The 16,953-nt window shown below is 51.3% G+C and carries 13 protein-coding genes; 8 read left to right on the top strand and 5 right to left on the bottom strand.

The genetic code is table 11. The features are described 5' to 3' along the window. Nucleotides 1-45: 45 nt before the first annotated feature. Together IPN95_22105 and IPN95_22100 are read left to right on the top strand one after the other, a co-directional pair. Nucleotides 46-756, top strand: a complete 711-nt coding sequence (locus IPN95_22105) for a vanadium-dependent haloperoxidase (GenBank protein MBK9452061.1) — start codon at nucleotides 46-48, stop codon at nucleotides 754-756. Continuing rightward, a complete protein-coding gene (locus tag IPN95_22100) occupies nucleotides 729-4,217 on the top strand; it encodes a VCBS repeat-containing protein (GenBank protein ID MBK9452060.1) in 3,489 nt (1,162 codons plus the stop codon). Before IPN95_22105 ends, IPN95_22100 begins: the two co-directional genes overlap by 28 nt. A gap of 189 nt (nucleotides 4,218-4,406) precedes the next feature. Here IPN95_22100 and IPN95_22095 read toward each other — a convergent pair whose 3' ends face one another. From IPN95_22095 to IPN95_22080, 4 genes are all read right to left on the bottom strand, one after another. Next, nucleotides 4,407-4,904 (bottom strand): hypothetical protein, encoded by a 498-nt coding sequence (locus tag IPN95_22095; protein ID MBK9452059.1) that lies wholly within the window; start codon nucleotides 4,902-4,904, stop codon nucleotides 4,407-4,409. Between the two features lie 78 nt (nucleotides 4,905-4,982). After that, nucleotides 4,983-5,732 carry a succinate dehydrogenase/fumarate reductase iron-sulfur subunit gene (locus IPN95_22090; GenBank protein MBK9452058.1) on the bottom strand — a complete coding sequence of 250 codons (750 nt, stop codon included), beginning with the start codon at nucleotides 5,730-5,732 and terminating at the stop codon, nucleotides 4,983-4,985. A gap of 9 nt (nucleotides 5,733-5,741) precedes the next feature. Beyond that, the gene (locus tag IPN95_22085) at nucleotides 5,742-7,676 is read right to left on the bottom strand and encodes a fumarate reductase/succinate dehydrogenase flavoprotein subunit (protein ID MBK9452057.1); all 1,935 of its coding nucleotides are present in this window, start codon (nucleotides 7,674-7,676) and stop codon (nucleotides 5,742-5,744) included. A 3-nt stretch (nucleotides 7,677-7,679) separates the two neighbouring features. After that, the gene (locus tag IPN95_22080; protein ID MBK9452056.1) at nucleotides 7,680-8,414 is read right to left on the bottom strand and encodes a succinate dehydrogenase cytochrome b subunit; all 735 of its coding nucleotides are present in this window, start codon (nucleotides 8,412-8,414) and stop codon (nucleotides 7,680-7,682) included. Between the two features lie 193 nt (nucleotides 8,415-8,607). Between IPN95_22080 and IPN95_22075 the strand changes: the two genes are divergently transcribed. Next, entirely contained in the window at nucleotides 8,608-9,714 is a 1,107-nt protein-coding gene (locus IPN95_22075; GenBank protein MBK9452055.1) for a DUF3810 domain-containing protein, read from the top strand. Nucleotides 9,715-9,728: 14 nt separating this feature from the next. On the opposite strand, the gene IPN95_22070 is transcribed toward IPN95_22075, so the two are convergent. Beyond that, complete coding sequence (locus IPN95_22070; protein MBK9452054.1) at nucleotides 9,729-10,997, bottom strand: T9SS type A sorting domain-containing protein; 1,269 nt, start codon at nucleotides 10,995-10,997, stop codon at nucleotides 9,729-9,731. A 428-nt stretch (nucleotides 10,998-11,425) separates the two neighbouring features. Between IPN95_22070 and IPN95_22065 the strand changes: the two genes are divergently transcribed. The 5 genes from IPN95_22065 to IPN95_22045 all read left to right on the top strand — a co-directional run bounded on the left by IPN95_22065 (nucleotide 11,426) and on the right by IPN95_22045 (nucleotide 16,951). Further along, on the top strand, nucleotides 11,426-12,115 hold the full coding sequence (locus tag IPN95_22065) for a hypothetical protein (protein ID MBK9452053.1): 690 nt from the start codon (nucleotides 11,426-11,428) through the stop codon (nucleotides 12,113-12,115). A gap of 466 nt (nucleotides 12,116-12,581) precedes the next feature. Beyond that, nucleotides 12,582-14,474 carry an alpha-amylase gene (locus IPN95_22060; protein MBK9452052.1) on the top strand — a complete coding sequence of 631 codons (1,893 nt, stop codon included), beginning with the start codon at nucleotides 12,582-12,584 and terminating at the stop codon, nucleotides 14,472-14,474. A gap of 112 nt (nucleotides 14,475-14,586) precedes the next feature. Further along, complete coding sequence (locus tag IPN95_22055; GenBank protein ID MBK9452051.1) at nucleotides 14,587-15,207, top strand: hypothetical protein; 621 nt, start codon at nucleotides 14,587-14,589, stop codon at nucleotides 15,205-15,207. Beyond that, nucleotides 15,204-16,721, top strand: coding sequence for a TIM44-like domain-containing protein (locus IPN95_22050; GenBank protein ID MBK9452050.1), 1,518 nt, complete (start codon nucleotides 15,204-15,206; stop codon nucleotides 16,719-16,721). The genes IPN95_22055 and IPN95_22050 overlap by 4 nt, the downstream gene beginning before the upstream one ends. Continuing rightward, complete coding sequence (locus IPN95_22045) at nucleotides 16,718-16,951, top strand: hypothetical protein (protein ID MBK9452049.1); 234 nt, start codon at nucleotides 16,718-16,720, stop codon at nucleotides 16,949-16,951. Before IPN95_22050 ends, IPN95_22045 begins: the two co-directional genes overlap by 4 nt. The last annotated feature ends 2 nt before the right edge of the window (nucleotides 16,952-16,953 follow it).

Raw genomic sequence — 16,953 nt, 5'->3', positions numbered from 1 at the left:
ATGGAGGCATTGGAGCCCCATTGGGGAACCCTGAGGCCGTTTGTCTTGGACTCCACAAATCAGCTTAGGCCACCTGGGCCTGTTCCATTCGATGCCAATCCCAAAAGTGCATTCTTCCAACAATGCGATTCGTTGCTCAAAGTCACGCGTACACTTACGCCCGAGCAAATGGCAATTGCCCGACACTGGGACGACAATTCCTTCGTGCCGATCCATACAGGCCATTCGACGTCGGCAGAAAAAAAGCTTACGCCAGCAGGACATTGGATGAATATTGCCCGTAGCATTGCCATCCAAAATAAATTTGATTTACAGGCGACTTCTGAAATGTACTGCAAACTTTCCATGGCCATGGCGGATGCTTTTTTGGCTTGCTGGGAGGCGAAATATCATTTTCAATCGATCAGACCCATCACGGTGATCCAAGACAAACTTGATCCGAATTGGAAACCCCTCTTGGTCACCCCGGCATTTCCGGAATATCCCAGCGGCCACAGTGTCGTTTCGGGAACAGCTTCCACGATCCTTGCCGACATTTTCGGGGCCGACGTTGCATTCACCGACAGTTCAGAAGTGCCGTTTGGTTATCCTCCCAGACGTTTTCCCTCCTTTGAAGCTGCCGCAACCGAGGCCTCGGTCAGCAGATTTTATGGCGGCATCCACTTCCCCAAAGCCCTTGACGACGGTTTGGAAATGGGGGAAAAGATCGCCCAATTTCACCTATCACAATGGAAAAACAGCAGCCCAAAACAATGAACAACGTCCCTCCAAATTCTTGCCACCAAGGCACCTGGGCACAAAGCTCAACTTGGTGCCTTGGTGCCTTGGTGGCAAAAAAACAGAAGTCAGTTACACGCATCAGCAGGTTTCGATTCGGCCTGCTTTTCCTGATTTGCTGCGTTGCGCTTGCTTGCAATGAATCCAAGCCATCCGATGCCACGATCACCCAAGAAGCCAAGGGAAAACCACTTTTCACGCTACTGGACTCGGCAGAGTCCGGCTTTTTCTTTTGGAATGAGGTCAAGGAAGACGAAACTTTCAATTCGCTTACCTACGAATATTATTACAATGGCGCAGGCGTTGCAGTCGGGGACATCAACAACGATGGCCTGCCCGACATCTTCATGGGCGGCAACCGGTTTGGTGGCAGGTTGTTCTTGAATCTCGGAAAAATGAAGTTCAAGCAAATTTCCGATCAGGCAGGCGTCTACAACAATGGATTTACCACTGGCATCACCATGGCGGATGTGAATGCCGATGGCTACATGGACATCTACCTTTGCCGCTCGCTTTCCACGACTGCCGATCAACGACGCAACATCCTGCTGATCAACAACAAAAACCTCACATTTACCGATCGCGCCAAAGAATATGGCCTTGACGATGCAGGCTATTCCAACCATGCGAGCTTTTTTGACTACGATGCAGACGGTGACTTGGACATGTTTCTTCTGAATCACCGTGCAGATTTTGAAAATGCGCTTTACCTGTATCCGGAAAAGGATTGGAAAGGCAAACTTGCCGAAATGGCGCGCTCCCAAGACTCTGTCTATCAATATTATTCCAACAAACTTTACCGCAACAACGGTGACCAGACCTTTACGGATATCACCGTTTCGGCTGGTTTGGCGAGCTTTGACTTTGGCTTGAGTGCGACCATTGCCGACATTGACTTGAATGGTCGTCCCGACATTTACACCACTTCGGATTATGCCACCAAGGACCATCTCTACATCAACCTTGGAAACGGCAAATTTGAAGACCGCATTGATGTCGCTGTGGGGCATATCAGCAAAAATTCGATGGGGTCGGACGTGGCGGATTACAACAACGACGGCTTGCCCGATATTGTCACGCTCGACATGATGTCAGAAGACAATTTCAGGCAGAAGCAGCTCAAGGGCTATTCGACCTACGACATTTTCCAGATTACGGCAAGCTATGGCCTTCATTACCAAGTGATGCGCAACTGCTTGCAGCTGAATACGGGCGCAGGGACATTCTCCGAAATTGGGCAGTTTGCAGGCATTTCCCATACCGACTGGAGCTGGGCGCCTTTGTTGGCTGATTTTGACAACGACGGGCTCAAAGACTTGATGATCACCAACGGCTACGCCCGTGACGTCACCGACATGGACTATATCAAATACCGTTCGCCCGAAATCGTGCGTAAAGGCGGTGGCCCACAAACGGTCAAAAGCATGGACTTGCTCAAGGAAGTGCCTTCGACACCTTTGAAGAACTACATCTTCAAAAACCGAGGCGACTTACAATTCCAAAAAATGACCGACGATTGGGGCTTGACCCAAACGAGCTTTTCCAACGGCGCCGCCTACGCCGACCTAGACCTCGACGGAGACCTGGACTTGATCGTCAACAATTACAACCAAGCTGCGTTTCTGTACCGCAACGAAGCCAAACAACTTCATCCTGAACAACATACACTCGGCATTCGACTCAAAGGAAATGCACCCAATACCTTTGCACTCGGTGCCAAAGTGTGGGTCACCAACGGGGACCAAACCCAATACCAAGAGTTGTTTACCAGCCGCGGATTTTTGAGTTCGGTACAGTCGGATCTCAATTTCGGATTGGGAGAAAAGGTGAATACAATCAAAGTCAAGGTGCGATGGCCGAATGGGAAATACAAGGTTTTTGACCAAGTCAAACCCGACCAATTGCTGGAAATCAAGCCTGGCGATGGCCTAGACCATGACCCCGGCCCCACGATCGATGAAGTACCGTTGTTTGCACGACACATTGGTTCAGGGCTTCCGACTTATGTACATGAAGAAAACGGCTACATCGATTTCAAGACGGATGCCTTGCTGGAATATGCTGTTTCACAGGCCGGTCCGTGGATCACCGTTGGAGACGTGAATGGCGACAACAAGGATGATTTTTACATTGGCGGATCGGCAGGTAAACCAGGCAGCCTCTTTATCCAAGCTTCAGAAGGCGATTACCGCTTGTCACGGCAACCCGCTTTTGCCCAACAAACCAATTTCAAAGACGGCGAGAGCTTGTTCTTCGATGCCGATGGGGATGGCGACAACGATTTGTTTGTCACAAGCTTCGCGCACGAGGCAAATCAGCCACAAAATTATGGCTGCCGGCTTTATTTGAATGACGGCAAAGGCCAATTCACTTATTCAGCCGATGCCATTCCACAATGGTCCACCCCTTCGCAGTCTGCCGTGGCGGTGGACTTTGATGGTGATCGAGACAGTGACCTTTTTGTTGGAGGAGCCGCCATTCCTGGTCAATATCCATACGCAGGCCGGTCCTATTTCCTGAAGAATGAAAAAGGCAAATTTTCCATTGCCGACCTCCTGCCCAATCAAGGCAAACTTGGCATCCTCAACAAGGCGATAGCAGCCGACCTGAACGGTGACAAAACTCCAGAATTGGTGTTGGGTGGTTCCTGGGAACCGATCAAAATTCTGCAATTGGAAAATGGAAAATGGACAAATCAGACAGAAGCGTTTGGCTTAAGAGACACCGACGGGCTCTGGTACAGCCTCGCCGCCGCTGACTTGGACAATGACGGCGACCTGGACTTAGTGGCAGGCAACCGCGGTACCAACTTCAATCACAAGGTTTCGGAAGAGAAGCCGGGCGTTCTATCGTATTCGGATCTCGATGGCAACGGTAGTTTGGAAGGACTCATTTCCTATCCTTATCCCGACGGCCATTTGCATCCCAAGTATGCCTTTGACGAATTGGTCGTGCAAGCGCCGGGGCTCAAGTCGCGGTTCACGTCCTACAAATCCTATTCGGAGGCAACGACAGAGACGGTTGTTGGCCCTGAAAACTGGGCAAAAGCACCAAAATGGTATCTCAAGCAAGCCGCCTCGCTGGTCCTACTCAACGATGGTAAGGGCCATTTCACCACGATTCCACTGAATCCCGAGGCGCAAATTTTTCCCGTGAAGGACATTGCGATTGCAGATTGGGACGAAGATGAAAAATTGGATCTATTGTTGGTCGGCAACCACTATGCAGCAAGCCCCGACATTGGCCGCGAAGACGCAGGCCATGGCCTCTTCCTCAAAGGTTTAGGCAATGGAAAATTCATCGCGATCCCTGCTGTAGAATCAGGCATTCAATTGCCGATGGACACCCGTCAAATTTTCCTACTGAAAAATGGTGCAGGTGTCACGACCGTTGGGATTGGCAGCAATCAAGGGCCGTTGGTTTTCCTGATGGGCTTGTAGGCCGTAACGGCTTTGCTGCGTTCATTTCTTCGAATTTGACGCAGCAAATTTCAAGATTTACGATTTGATCGGGTCCATGGAATTGCTTTGCGATTGCCCTTGCCCACCTGCTTAAAGCCATCGAATGGATGCAAGCTAAAAAGGCAGTCCCGATGATGGAACTGCCTTTTCAATAGCATCACGGATGCCTTAGATCGCGTTTTTGATCGTCGTCAGGTCCGTATAGACCCCGATCAAGTCGCTTTTGATATTCTCCAGCAAATCCAGATAGTGGAGATGCTTGTCGACGAAGTTTTGAAGGTCGTTGGCACCGCCGCCGCTTGCTTCGCGCAGCTCACCGTATTTGGTGTAGATGGCGATGATGTTGCGGGTTTGATCAAACCACTGCGACTCAAACTGTTGTACTTTCAGCACCACACTCTGATAATACGTCTCGGTGTTGGTAACGACCAAACGTGAAGCCTCTTGGACCTCTTTGTTGGTTTTGTGGTACTTGAGCACAATGATACGCTCGTCCAAGTGGGTTTTGTGTTCGCCCAATTTCACTGCAAATTCTTCCAAAACGGGCGTATGCTCATCGATGATGGCTGCCACTTCCTGGGTTTTGGACTCGGTTGCAGCATCCTGACTCATCGCCACAGATGCGGTGAACAACAGCATGCAAATCGCAAAGGCTATTCTTTTCATTCTTTCCTAGATTTCAATTCTTTAGAAATGAAAACGGGTAACACTTCCCGCCTTCGGCTACCCGTCAGGGGTTTTGTTTCACAATTTGGAAGCGAGCTTGGAGCGGTAAAACTCGCGGTTGAGCTTGGCGATATTGCTCAAAGAAATGCCTTTGGGGCATTCTACGGCACAGGCGCCCGTGTTGGAGCAATTGCCGAAGCCTTCTGCATCCATCTGCTCCACCATTTTCTGCACGCGCAGGTCACGCTCAGGCTTGCCTTGCGGCAACAAAGCTAGGTGGGCGATCTTCGCACTTACAAACAGCATCGCCGAGGCATTGACGCAGCTTGCAACGCAAGCTCCACAACCGATACAGGTCGCTGCATCCATTGCCTCATCGGCATCGTGCTTCGGAACCGGCAACGAATTCGCCTCCACGGCCTGACCCGTGCTCACCGAAATGTAACCCCCGGCGTTGATGATCCTGTCAAAAGAACCTCGGTCCACGACCAAATCCTTGACGACAGGGAACGCCTTGGCCCGGAATGGCTCGATCGTGATCGTATCGCCATTTTTGTAATAGCGCATGTGAAGTTGGCAGGTGGTAGTAAGGTCGTTGGGACCATGCGGCCGCCCGTCGATGACCATGCTGCAAGCGCCACAGATGCCTTCACGGCAATCATGGTCAAAGGCAACAGGATCCTTACCATCCTTGATGAGCTTCTCATTCAGCACATCCATCATTTCCAAAAATGACATGTGCTCACTTACCCCATCGAGCTGATAGGTCTCAAAGCCGCCTTTGTCTTGATTATTTTTCTGTCTCCAGACTTTCAGTGTCAGTTTCATAGACTTCGCTTATTTGTAGCTCCTATCCTTGATCTCGACTTCCTCATAAATAAGGTCTTCCTTGTGCAGCTGCGGATCCAATCCTTCGCCCATGTATTCCCAAGCAGCGACATATTTGAAATTCTGATCATCGCGCAGGGTTTCACCATCCGGCGTTTGATACTCTTCGCGGAAGTGACCCCCACAGCTTTCGAGGCGGTGAAGGGCATCCTCGACCATCAATTGGCCCAACTCGATGAAGTCAGCCACGCGGCCGGCCTTGTCCAATTCGGGATTGAAGCTCTTGGAATCCCCTGGAATGCGCAGATGCTTCCAGAAATCTTCCTTGATCTGTGCGATTTCGCGGCGGGCTTTGCGCAAACCTTCTTCGCTGCGCGACATCCCGCATTCGTCCCACATCACTTTGCCGAGACGTTTGTGCAAATCATCGACCGACAGCGTCCCTTTGATGCTCATCAAACGGTTGATGCGGTCCACAACTTCTTTTTCAGCGTCGGCAAATTCCTTCTGATTGGTGTCGATCTTGGGCGTGCGAATCTGCGTGCTCAAGAAGTTGCCAATCGTGTAAGGAATCACAAAATAACCATCCGCCAAGCCCTGCATGAGTGCCGAAGCACCCAAACGGTTGGCGCCATGGTCGCTGAAATTCGCTTCGCCCAAGGCATACAAACCCGGAACGGTGGTGCTCAATTCGTAGTCGACCCAGAGTCCGCCCATCGTGTAGTGGATCGCGGGATAGATGCGCATCGGCGTCTGATAAGGATCTTCGCCGGTGATCTTCTCATACATTTCGAAGAGGTTGCCATAGCGCTCGGCCACGACATCCTTGCCCAAACGTTTGATCGCTGTTGCAAAGTCGAGGTTCACGGCCAAGCCGGATGGGCCTACGCCATAACCTTCGTCGCAAACCTTTTTGGCAGCACGGCTTGCCACGTCACGCGGCACCAAGTTGCCGAAGGCAGGATAGCGGCGCTCCAAATAATAGTCTCTTTCCTCTTCTGGAATGTCGACAGGTTTGCGTTTGTCGCCCTTGGCTTTGGGCACCCAAACACGGCCGTCGTTGCGCAAGGACTCCGACATGAGCGTGAGCTTGCTTTGGTAGTCGCCTGAAACGGGAATGCAAGTCGGGTGAATCTGCACGAAGCAGGGATTTCCGAAGAATGCGCCGCGTTTGTGAGCCTTCCAAGCGGCACTCACGTTGCTGCCCATGGCATTGGTGCTCAAGAAGAACACGTTGCCATAGCCGCCGGTGCAGAGCAGGACGGCATGGGCGCCATGGCGCTCGACTTCGCCGGTGACCAAGTTGCGGGCAATGATGCCGCGGGCGACGCCGTCGATCTTGACGATGTCCATGAGCTCGTGGCGGTTGTACATCTTGACCTTGCCGGCGCCGACTTGGCGGGCGAGGGCAGAGTAGGCGCCGAGCAACAATTGCTGTCCGGTTTGACCACGGGCATAAAACGTACGGCTCACCTGAACCCCACCGAAGGAGCGGTTGTCGAGCAAGCCGCCGTATTCGCGGGCAAAGGGCACGCCTTGGGCGACGCATTGGTCGATGATGGCTGCGCTCACCTCTGCAAGGCGGAAGACGTTGCCTTCGCGGGCACGGTAGTCACCGCCTTTGATGGTATCATAAAACAGACGATAGGTGCTATCGCCGTCATTTCTGTAGTTTTTGGCAGCATTGATACCGCCTTGGGCAGCAATCGAGTGCGCGCGACGGGCGCTATCCTGAAAGCAAAATGCCTTGACATTGTAACCCAATTCGGCCAAGCTCGCTGCTGCTGAAGCGCCAGCCAAACCCGTGCCCACGACGATGATGTCGAGCTTGAGCTTATTGGCAGGGCTCACGAGCGGTACGTGACCTTTGTATTCCGACCATTTGTCGACCAACGGGCCGTGCGGAATTTTGGAATCAAGCTTATCTTTCTTATCCAGACTCATAGCTTATCCGTGTATTGGGTTGATCAAGAATGCGATTGGAATGACGCAGAATCCTGCAGGCACGAGCACGGCGTAGCCGTAGCCCAAAGCCTTGATCAGGGGCGTGTACTTCGGATGGTTCAAACCAAGGGTCTGAAAGGCACTCTGGAATCCATGCAGCAAGTGCATCATCACGGCGATCATCGCGACGATGTTGAGCGCGGCATACCAAGGAATGCTGAACAGCCAAGCGGTTTTGTGCCACAAGCTGTAAGTATTCTCCGGATGGAGCCCATATTCAGCGGTTCCGACCCAAGGGCCTTCCCACTTCCCGGAATCCACGCCAAAATTCACATCCACCCCAAAGCGCGCCTTGAGAAAGAAGGAAATCAGGTGAAGAATAAGGAAAATAAGGAGTACGGACCCCGTCATCGCCATGTTTTTGCTGAACCAACTGGCATTTTTGGTGCCGCTGCTTACCGCATAGCCCACTGGGCGTGCCTTGGCGTTTTGCATCTTGAGCCTCAAACCATCCACGATGTGGAAGATCAGTCCGCCAAACAAGATAAACTCCGATGCACGGATGAGCGGGCTCGTAGCCATGAACTCGGCATACTGATTGAATGCTGCAGGTCCACTGAGCAACAACAAGTTACCAATCAAGTGCACAACCAGAAATACGATCAAAAAGAGTCCTGTGAGACCCATGACCATCTTTTTCCCGATTGAGTAAGAAAAAGTCGATAGTAATTTTTTCATAATACGTGGAAATGACTCCTGTCACCACATTACTTAGACCGGCCAAAGTTAGGTTTGGAAAAAACGAATGTCAAGGAATGAAATACAAGTATCCGCTAAGTTTTGCTGCGGGGACCCCATTCTTTCCGATTCCTTGGACCATCGCTTCTCCATGTTTGCTTAACTTCGTTGCGAAAAGGTTGTTTGCCTGGAAATGCAATTTAGGACCCTCATTGCCGCCCTTCGTACCCGTTCAGGGATTTTTGCCTGCCTTGGATTGTTGGTTTTGTTCCTGCGAATCCTTGCCGGATGGATGCCCAATGTGGTCGAAAGCGTTTATTCGAAGGGTTTTTTCGTCGGCGTACGTTATTTGCTGGACTATACCATCGGCTGGTGTCCGTTTCCGTTTTCCTATTTGCTGATCATTGGAATCATTGCCTACTGGATCCGAAAAGTGGTGCGCAACCGTCGACAGCCCAAGTTGCCGATCAAAAAAAGACTGCAAAAGGCAGCCACAAACATTTTTGGATTTGCCGGCGCAGCCTTGTTTTTTTTCTTCGTTCTCTGGGGATTCAACTACAAACGGGTTCCCATTGAGCAACACTTGGGCCTGCAACTGGATTCGCTGGATGTCGAAACACTCTGTTTGGAGGCTGAATGGGCAGGGAGATTGGCCGAATTGGACCGCGCCTCGATTCCGGGAATCACCGCGGATTCCGTGAACCGGGAAATGTTGCCCGCAAACCTGGAGGATGAAGTGCGCACATGTGTCGGAAAGGCGATGGCCAAGATGGGCTACCCGATGCACGGCCGCATCCGGGGAAGGATGATCCAACCTGGTGGATGGATGCTACGCATCGGAATTTCCGGTATTTACAATCCTTTTACAGGCGAAGGCAATGTCACGGGAGCTCAAACTCCGCAAAAAATCCCCTTCACGATGGCCCACGAGATGTCCCATGCTTGCGGATTTGGCGACGAAGGCACCTGCAACTTCATCGGCATGGTCGCCTGCGGACTCAGCGACGATCCATTTGTGCGCTATTCGGGACAAATCGGCTATTGGGGTCATCTGGTAAACGCCTTGGGTGAGGTGGATCCACTCATGTCAAAAATGCTCGTGGCCACGATGGACCCGGGAATCAAAGCCGACTTGAAGGCCAATTACAATAACTATCAGCGCTACCACGGCAAAATTTCAGAATTGGGGAACAAAGTCAACAATGCCTACCTCAATGCACAGGGTGTGCAAGGCGGCATCAAAAGTTATGACCGTGTGGTCGTGTTACGTGCCGCTTGGCGCCGCAAGACCGGAAACTGATGTTTGCAGACCTTCTATTTCGATTCGGAAACAACCACCTTGCGCGAAAACGCTTCGCCGGCAAAGTCAAACACGATATGGTAGATGCCGGCAGCCAAACCTTCCGGCAAGGTATAGGCGTTGCTTTGCTGACCAGCGACCAATGACTGGGTTTGCGCATCCATCAACCGACCTGCAGTATCAAAAAGCCGCATGTTCAGGTCACCATTCGCCAACGCAGTAAATTCGAGCGCAAAGAGGTCTTGGGCCGGACTGGGATAAACATTGCCAGCAATGAATCCCTTTGGCTCACCAAACTCGGCGTAAACCGTGTTGGAGTAGGTGACAGCACCGTTGGCATTGACATCACGTAGCCTGTAGAAGTACGGGCGTCCCGGCAATGCGTCCTCGTCCACAAAATGCGTCGCCAATTCAGGCGCATCGACGCGCCCAAAATCCTCCACCAAAACAAAATCCTTCTGATCCATGGAGCGCTCAAGTTGCAGCGCATCACCAACGATGGATTGTGGCAAAGTCCAAGCCAACTCCATTTTAGCATGGTTATCGATTTGATGCAAATCGAGGATTGCTACCGGCAGTGGGGCCACAGCGGTCACGGTAACATTATCAATGAAGTAGTAGGCCACTCCCGATCCAGGAGTAAAAGTGCCAATGCTTGTGTTGGCATCATCCCGGAAGTTGCCGATCGTCAGGTGTTCAAATGCCTGGGAAGGCGAGAAAGTAAAGGTGTATTGTTGCCAATCGATATGGTGGATGATACTTGTAAGTTCAAGTTGTGGCGCGACGGAAAGCAGGGGCTCATGCAACGCCTGGGCAGGAGAAGCCAAAGTAAAAGCGGCGCCGATGTTGTTGGATCCCCGGCCACCGTACCAATTGGCAGAGCCATTGGTGAGCCAAAAAGACACGGTATATGTTTCTCCCGGGATCATGGGACCTTCCAGATGATAGCTGACGTATTCGCGAAAATCAGGCACAAAGAAATTGCTGGTGATAAACCCGGCGAGTACGGTCCCTGATTGAGGCACTACCGTTCCCGCAAAAGTATTGGGCCATTGAGCACCCCCAGACCCGCCGGCGGTAAATAGATCGGGCGTGCCATAAGGAAAGGCTGTATTGCCATTGCAATTGGCCCATTTGATCGAATTGTCCAGTTCGCCCGGGCCAATAGGATGACTTCCGATGTTTTCAAAATCTCCATTTGCAATGAGATTGACCCCTTGACCAAATGACCCGGCAGCGACCAAGCAAGCGCAAAACAGACAGAAAAGTACTCTTGTTTTCATCGTGCGTAACGTCAATAGTTCACCGTCCCCGGATGGTTCCGGGGAATAGAAAAAGCGAAAAAGGAAATCATGGTCAGAGGCGATCCAACCCGCCCCTGATAAGAATAAAGCTACCTTGCAGAAAGTCGAAGGCAAAATGAGAACATTCGGCCGACTAACACCCTAGATTTGTCACTTTGCGTCCAAAACGCATGTCCTAAATCGATTCAGGTAGCCTCAAACCCAAACATATAGCACATTTTGCTTAGAGAATGGACAAATGCCTTACATGCGAGCAATGAAAGATGTAAGAATTGATCCCATTCAAGTCAGAACCATCGGATGACTTCAATAATTCAGCATTTTATTTGGCTTGGTATGAATGTTTCGTAAATTGAGTCGGGAAAAAGTAATTAGATACTAAATTGTTCGCTTTGCGAAGTAGTTAAATGAACGGATTAAAAGTGTACCTCAAATCAGGTACTACAAAAGCTTATGTGTGGGCACAAGCTGTTGTAGGCATCTTTTTGATCGGCAATGCTCTCCGCGAATACGAGCATGTCCAAGGCCATTTGACGCAAAATCTCGTGACAATTGGGGCAGGTTTGCTATTGATGGCAGGGTTTACCGTCCCAAAAAGATGGCGACATCACCTTAGGTATTTGCCAGGCTTGCTGATCTCCCTTGGCGGCCTTGCGCTTCTTTGGCTGACAACCGCATCCACCATGCTGTCTTATAGCCCATTTCATACCCCCATGCAGTACTTCTGCTATGGATTGATTGGCATTGGCCTTTTGCAACCACTGATCGACCCTCGACACTACGCCTATTTTGATTCCCAAGGCATACGCTATCGGGTATACGCATTTCAAAAACGCTCCATTTCTTGGGAATCAGTGCGCGGAATCGTCTATTTTGATCAAGGCTTTGATCTGCAAATCAAGAATGGTCCAAATGTGAGAATGCGTCCACACAATGGCGAATCTCAGAATTTGCGCCTTTACATCGATCAGATGCTCCAAAGTGGTCGCGAGCAAACTGAAAAGAATTCAAATGGTGAAAAGAAAGAAAAAAACCTCGCCATTACCCCCAATCCGGTTCAAGGCAATCTCAAAACTTCTTACGCGTCTGACCGTTGAGGTTTGCCGAAGGGTACAGCTTCTAGTTGGCACCGGATGGACTTGAAATAAGCCAAGCGGTTGATTTCAGTTCCAAGCGGTTGTGCTTCCTCAGCCCGGATTGGACGAAAACCTTGACGACCAAAAACAAAAATCCCACACAAGTACCTGGAACCTAAACGGCCCCCCTTTAAGACATGGAAGGCGACGCCGGCGACCTCGACCATCCGCTGTTACCTTTCGGTTGTCCCGATTGCTCGGGTGCGGTCCGCTCTAAGTCTCCTGAGTTGGTCGCCTAGTGAAAAATTTGTAGGAGGCGATTCAATGTCGGGCACGAGTGTGGGCTTTATCATTGAGGCGGCAAGCCGCCTTTGCTTCAAGGAACGTTCTACGAAGATAGCAGGACAAGACTACGATTACAAGCCCGAATCCAAAATCATTTTTCCCTTTTTTCGTAGCTTGCTGGCTCAACACCTCTCTTATTTATATGTGCAAAAGGTTTCAATATTCGATCTGCGTGATTTTGGCTGTGTTATTATCGGTGGGTTGTAACCCTGCGACAAACTCAAGCGACCTCAATCAGAATGCAACACAAGACACTGTGAAAACAATACCCGTCAAACCGATTATTTATCAGCTGATGGTCAGGCATTTCAGCAATACCAATACCACCCGCAAAACGTGGGGCACCCTTGAGGAAAACGGTATCGGCAAATTCAACGGCATCACCGATTCCGCGCTCATCGCGCTCAAGGATCTGGGTATCACCCACGTCTGGTTCACGGGCGTACTCGAACACGCGACTGCGACAGCCTTTCCCGGGGCAGGCATCGCCGCCGATGATGCCGATGTCGTCAAAGGCCGCCTCGGCTCGCCCTACGCCATCAAAGACTATTACGACGTCTCCCCCGCCCTGGCCGACGATCCCAAACAACGTTTGGCCGAATTTGAAGCCCTCCTCAAGCGCACCCATGCGCAAGGGTTGCAGGCGATCATCGATTTTGTGCCGAACCACGTCGCACGCTCCTACCACAGCGATGCCAAACCTGCCGGCGTCGCCGACCTCGGCGAGGGTGACGACATCACAAAACCCTTCGCCCCCAACAACAATTTCTATTACCTGCCGGGCGAAGAGTTCGTTGTTCCCAAATACGATCCGCTCGGCAAGGAAAAAGCCCCGGGTGAAGATGGCAAATTCACTGAATCTCCCGCAAAAGCCACCGGCAACAATGTTTTCAAAGCTGCGCCTTCCGTCGACGATTGGTTTGAAACGGCCAAGCTCAACTATGGGATCGACATGCAAGCCCCCGATCAGCCCAAACATTTTGACCCGGTTCCGAGCACTTGGACCAAAATGCGGGACATTTTATTGTATTGGGCGGGCAAAGGCGTTGACGGTTTCCGCTGCGACATGGCCGAGATGGTCCCCGTCGAATTTTGGGCTTGGGTGACCAAAAGTGTCAAGGAAAAGTATCCCAAGACCGTTTTCATCGCTGAAATCTACAATCCTGCGATCTACAAAGACTACGTCGTCACCGGCGGATTTGACTATCTCTATGACAAGGTCGGGCTTTATGACAAGGTGCGTCCGCTGATGGAGGGCAAGCCGGAAGCAAAGGTGACCGGCATCACGGAAGCCTTGCAGCAAAGCGAAGGATTCGACGGCAGCATGCTGCGCTTTCTTGAAAACCATGACGAGCAACGCATTGCCGCCAAGGACTTTGCCGGTGATCCACGGGCGGGAGTCCCGGGAATGGCCGTGACCGCGCTCATCGGCGGAGGTCCTGTCCTGATTTACAACGGTCAGGAAAGCGGCGAAAAAGGCGAAGGCGCAGAAGGCTTTGGCGGCGAAGACGGACGCACTTCGATTTTTGACTATTGGGGAGTCCCAGCGCATCAGGCTTGGATGAATGGCGGCAAATTTGATGGCGGAGGTCTGGATCAAATCCAGCAGGATGTACGCGCATTCTACACCAAATTGCTCCATCTCATCCATTCCGAGCAGGTTTTTTCCGATGGCGAAAGGATGATTCTGCCCACCACCGAGCCGGGTGTCTTTGCCTTTGTGCGCTACAATGACAGTTCGGCATTTGTTGTGGTGGCCAACTTCAACCGACAAGATTATTGGGTGAATCTGGAAATTCCTGAGGAGATCTTCAGCAAGGCCCATTTGACGCAATTTGCCTCCCATGAAACCACGGCGACGGGCTTGCTCTATGACTTCGCAGCACAAAAGGTAGAACCCAAAGATTCGGCAGGCAACGCCACCTTTAAAGCCGTCGGCGATAGCAAGGTGACTGAACCGAAAAAAGAAGGTATCAAGTTGGTTTCCAAAGTAATGGTTCCCCCGTGGAATGCCTTTGTGACGGAGTTGTTTTAAGGTCGAACGGTGAAATCCGTGGCTTAGTTTTGGCAAATCCAAAAAACTAGCCATTCCAAGCTGGTTTTAATTTCCATTCGGGTTATCTTTGCTCAAGGGGAAAAAGGAGTGCATGCGAAAGTTTGACATCAGTTTCAGAAATGACCTTCGCAAGAAGGTAGAAACGATCGAGACCGAATCCGGGACCGAATTGGTGGTGGCGATCCTGCCGCGCACCACGCATTACCTTGAATACTATCTCGCTGTCGGCGCCATACTGTCAGTCTTGGTGCTGAGCATCATGACCTTCATTCCCTACGAAATCTGGTACGTCTATATCTATTTGGAAACCCTCGGCGTGAGCTTGCTCGGCGGAGGACTGCTTTGGCTGATCCGACCTTTGCTGCGTGCCTTGGTGGGGAAAAAAGAGCTGAAAAAACGCACAGAATCACGCGCCAACGCGATTTTCCAAAAAGCGCAGATCTACGAAACCCGCCAACGGGTTGGCATTTTGCTGGTATTCTTCTGGCTGGAACGCATTGCCATTCTGAAGCCCGACAAAGGTATCGTTTCCATGATCCCACCCGACGAATTGGAACTGCTTGAGGCCAAATTCAATGCCGTGTTCAAGGCAGACGATCCGGCCACGGCCGTTTTGGAGGCCTTGGAGCAGAGCAAAGCGATCTTTGCGAAATACGTTCCAGCCGACACCCATCCCATCAACGAGTTGCCCGACGAACTATGGATCGAATGAAGCAGCTGTTGAAACGAATGTGGTGGCTTTTGCCGGTTTTGGCAATGGTGGCATTGATGCTGTTGCCCCCCGACCTGTTGGGTCGCCCGGGAGGCGGACATTCTTCCAGTGGAGGCAGTTCCGGTGGCGGAGGTTCTTATGGAGGTGGCGGAGGTGGTGGCGGCGATGATGCGATTGGCCTCATCATCCTGATCGTAAGATATCCCTACATCGGAATTCCGTTGTTGGTGATCATTGTACTGTACCGCATCTATGCCAATCGACGCGCCGCGCCAGAAACGACCATCACGACGCATTCTGGAACAGAAACGCAGGTATGGAACCGCCGCAAGGTCGACAATGCACTTTGGGATTTCAGGCAAGAACGCGATCCGGAATTCTCGCAAACGCTATTCCTCGACTTTGCCCAGCATCTCTACCACCAATATCATTACCATCGCACAAAAGCCGAAGTTGTCAATTTGAGGCCCTATTTCAAGGACGAGATCATTGAAAATGCAGCCCCAAAGAGCAATTTCCAGATTGACGTCACCGAATTGGTGATCAATGGCGTGGACTTTGTCAATCTTTATGACGGAGAGGCTGAAACGACCATTTCGGTTAGTTTTGATACCAACTATACGGAGACCATCGACGGACACAGCAACCGTTGGTGGGTGCAGGAAACTTGGTTTTTTACGCGGAAAGCATCGCTATGCTCGCCGAGTCCGGCTGCTTTGCAATCACCGGGATGCCCCAATTGCGGCGCAGGCTTGGAACTTAGTCCCACCGGCGAATGCAGTCAATGCAAAACCGTCGTGCCTCCCGGCAGCAAAACCTGGTTTGTGATGGCCATCAACATTGCCCATCGCGAGGTACAACATGGAGACGTCGTAGGCACCTATGCCCCTGAGCAAGGAACCAACCTGCCGACGCTCTACGATCCGCGACTTGGCAACCTTGGCCGTATCTTCGTCGAGCAACACAAAATCGAGAGCATCACGGAGTATGAGGCAACCTTCAAGGAAAAAATTGCCGAGCCCATTTTCAAGACGATTTACCGTTCGTGGGCCGAACGCAAATATGAGCCTGCACGTCCGCTGATGAGCGACAACTTGTTCAGGTCCCACCTTTATTGGGTGGAAACCTACAAGGCTCACAAGCGCATCAACCACCTGGACAACCTCACGATCACGGGCATCCATTTGGTGAAGTTGGACTTGGACAAATATTACGAGGCTGCCACCGTCCGCATATTTGCCAATGTACTCGATTACCTGACCGACGAAAGCGGGAAGCTCGTCGCAGGCAACAACCGCAAGCCAAGGGCTTTCTCCGAGTATTGGACCTTCGTTCGGCGCACAGGTGTCGAATCTGATGACAAGAAATTCAACCCCGACTGCTGCCCCAACTGTGGCGCGCCAGTGAATATGGGAATGAGTGGCATTTGCAGTTTCTGCAACAGCAAGGTCACCACCGGCGAATTTGGCTGGATTCTCTCACGCATCACCCAAGACGAAGCTTACTTCGGATGAAAACTCGCACGACTGGATTGAGGAAAATTTTGGCAGGCCCATTGTTGATGGGACTTGGTTTGGCCTTCTTGCTGCTTTCGAGCGGTTGCGGCGGCCCAGATACCTGCAAATGCCTGGAAGAGGCCGACAAGGAAAACCCCAATCAGGAATTTATGGAACAATGCCGCGTGGCATTCAGCGAAATGGAAATGGCTGAGGTCGAGGCGGCAGTGAAAAAATGTGGTAGGTAAAC

This window comes from Bacteroidota bacterium (assembly GCA_016718825.1).
In the GTDB taxonomy this organism is placed as follows: Bacteria; Bacteroidota; Bacteroidia; order J057; family JADKCL01; genus JADKCL01.
The sequence above is the reverse complement of the archived record's forward strand: the minus strand, read 5'-3'. Positions and strand labels throughout refer to the sequence as shown.

What these genes read in the sequence shown, in the direction of transcription:
- IPN95_22100 (MBK9452060.1), top strand. Translation starts at nt 729, where the DNA reads ATGGAAAAACAGCAGCCCAAAACAATGAACAACGTCCCTCCAAATTCT.
- IPN95_22095 (MBK9452059.1), bottom strand. Translation starts at nt 4,904, where the DNA reads ATGAAAAGAATAGCCTTTGCGATTTGCATGCTGTTGTTCACCGCATCT.
- IPN95_22090 (MBK9452058.1), bottom strand. Translation starts at nt 5,732, where the DNA reads ATGAAACTGACACTGAAAGTCTGGAGACAGAAAAATAATCAAGACAAA.
- IPN95_22085 (MBK9452057.1), bottom strand. Translation starts at nt 7,676, where the DNA reads ATGAGTCTGGATAAGAAAGATAAGCTTGATTCCAAAATTCCGCACGGC.
- IPN95_22080 (MBK9452056.1), bottom strand. Translation starts at nt 8,414, where the DNA reads ATGAAAAAATTACTATCGACTTTTTCTTACTCAATCGGGAAAAAGATG.
- IPN95_22075 (MBK9452055.1), top strand. Translation starts at nt 8,608, where the DNA reads ATGCAATTTAGGACCCTCATTGCCGCCCTTCGTACCCGTTCAGGGATT.
- IPN95_22070 (MBK9452054.1), bottom strand. Translation starts at nt 10,997, where the DNA reads ATGAAAACAAGAGTACTTTTCTGTCTGTTTTGCGCTTGCTTGGTCGCT.
- IPN95_22065 (MBK9452053.1), top strand. Translation starts at nt 11,426, where the DNA reads ATGAACGGATTAAAAGTGTACCTCAAATCAGGTACTACAAAAGCTTAT.
- IPN95_22060 (MBK9452052.1), top strand. Translation starts at nt 12,582, where the DNA reads ATGTGCAAAAGGTTTCAATATTCGATCTGCGTGATTTTGGCTGTGTTA.
- IPN95_22055 (MBK9452051.1), top strand. Translation starts at nt 14,587, where the DNA reads ATGCGAAAGTTTGACATCAGTTTCAGAAATGACCTTCGCAAGAAGGTA.
- IPN95_22050 (MBK9452050.1), top strand. Translation starts at nt 15,204, where the DNA reads ATGAAGCAGCTGTTGAAACGAATGTGGTGGCTTTTGCCGGTTTTGGCA.
- IPN95_22045 (MBK9452049.1), top strand. Translation starts at nt 16,718, where the DNA reads ATGAAAACTCGCACGACTGGATTGAGGAAAATTTTGGCAGGCCCATTG.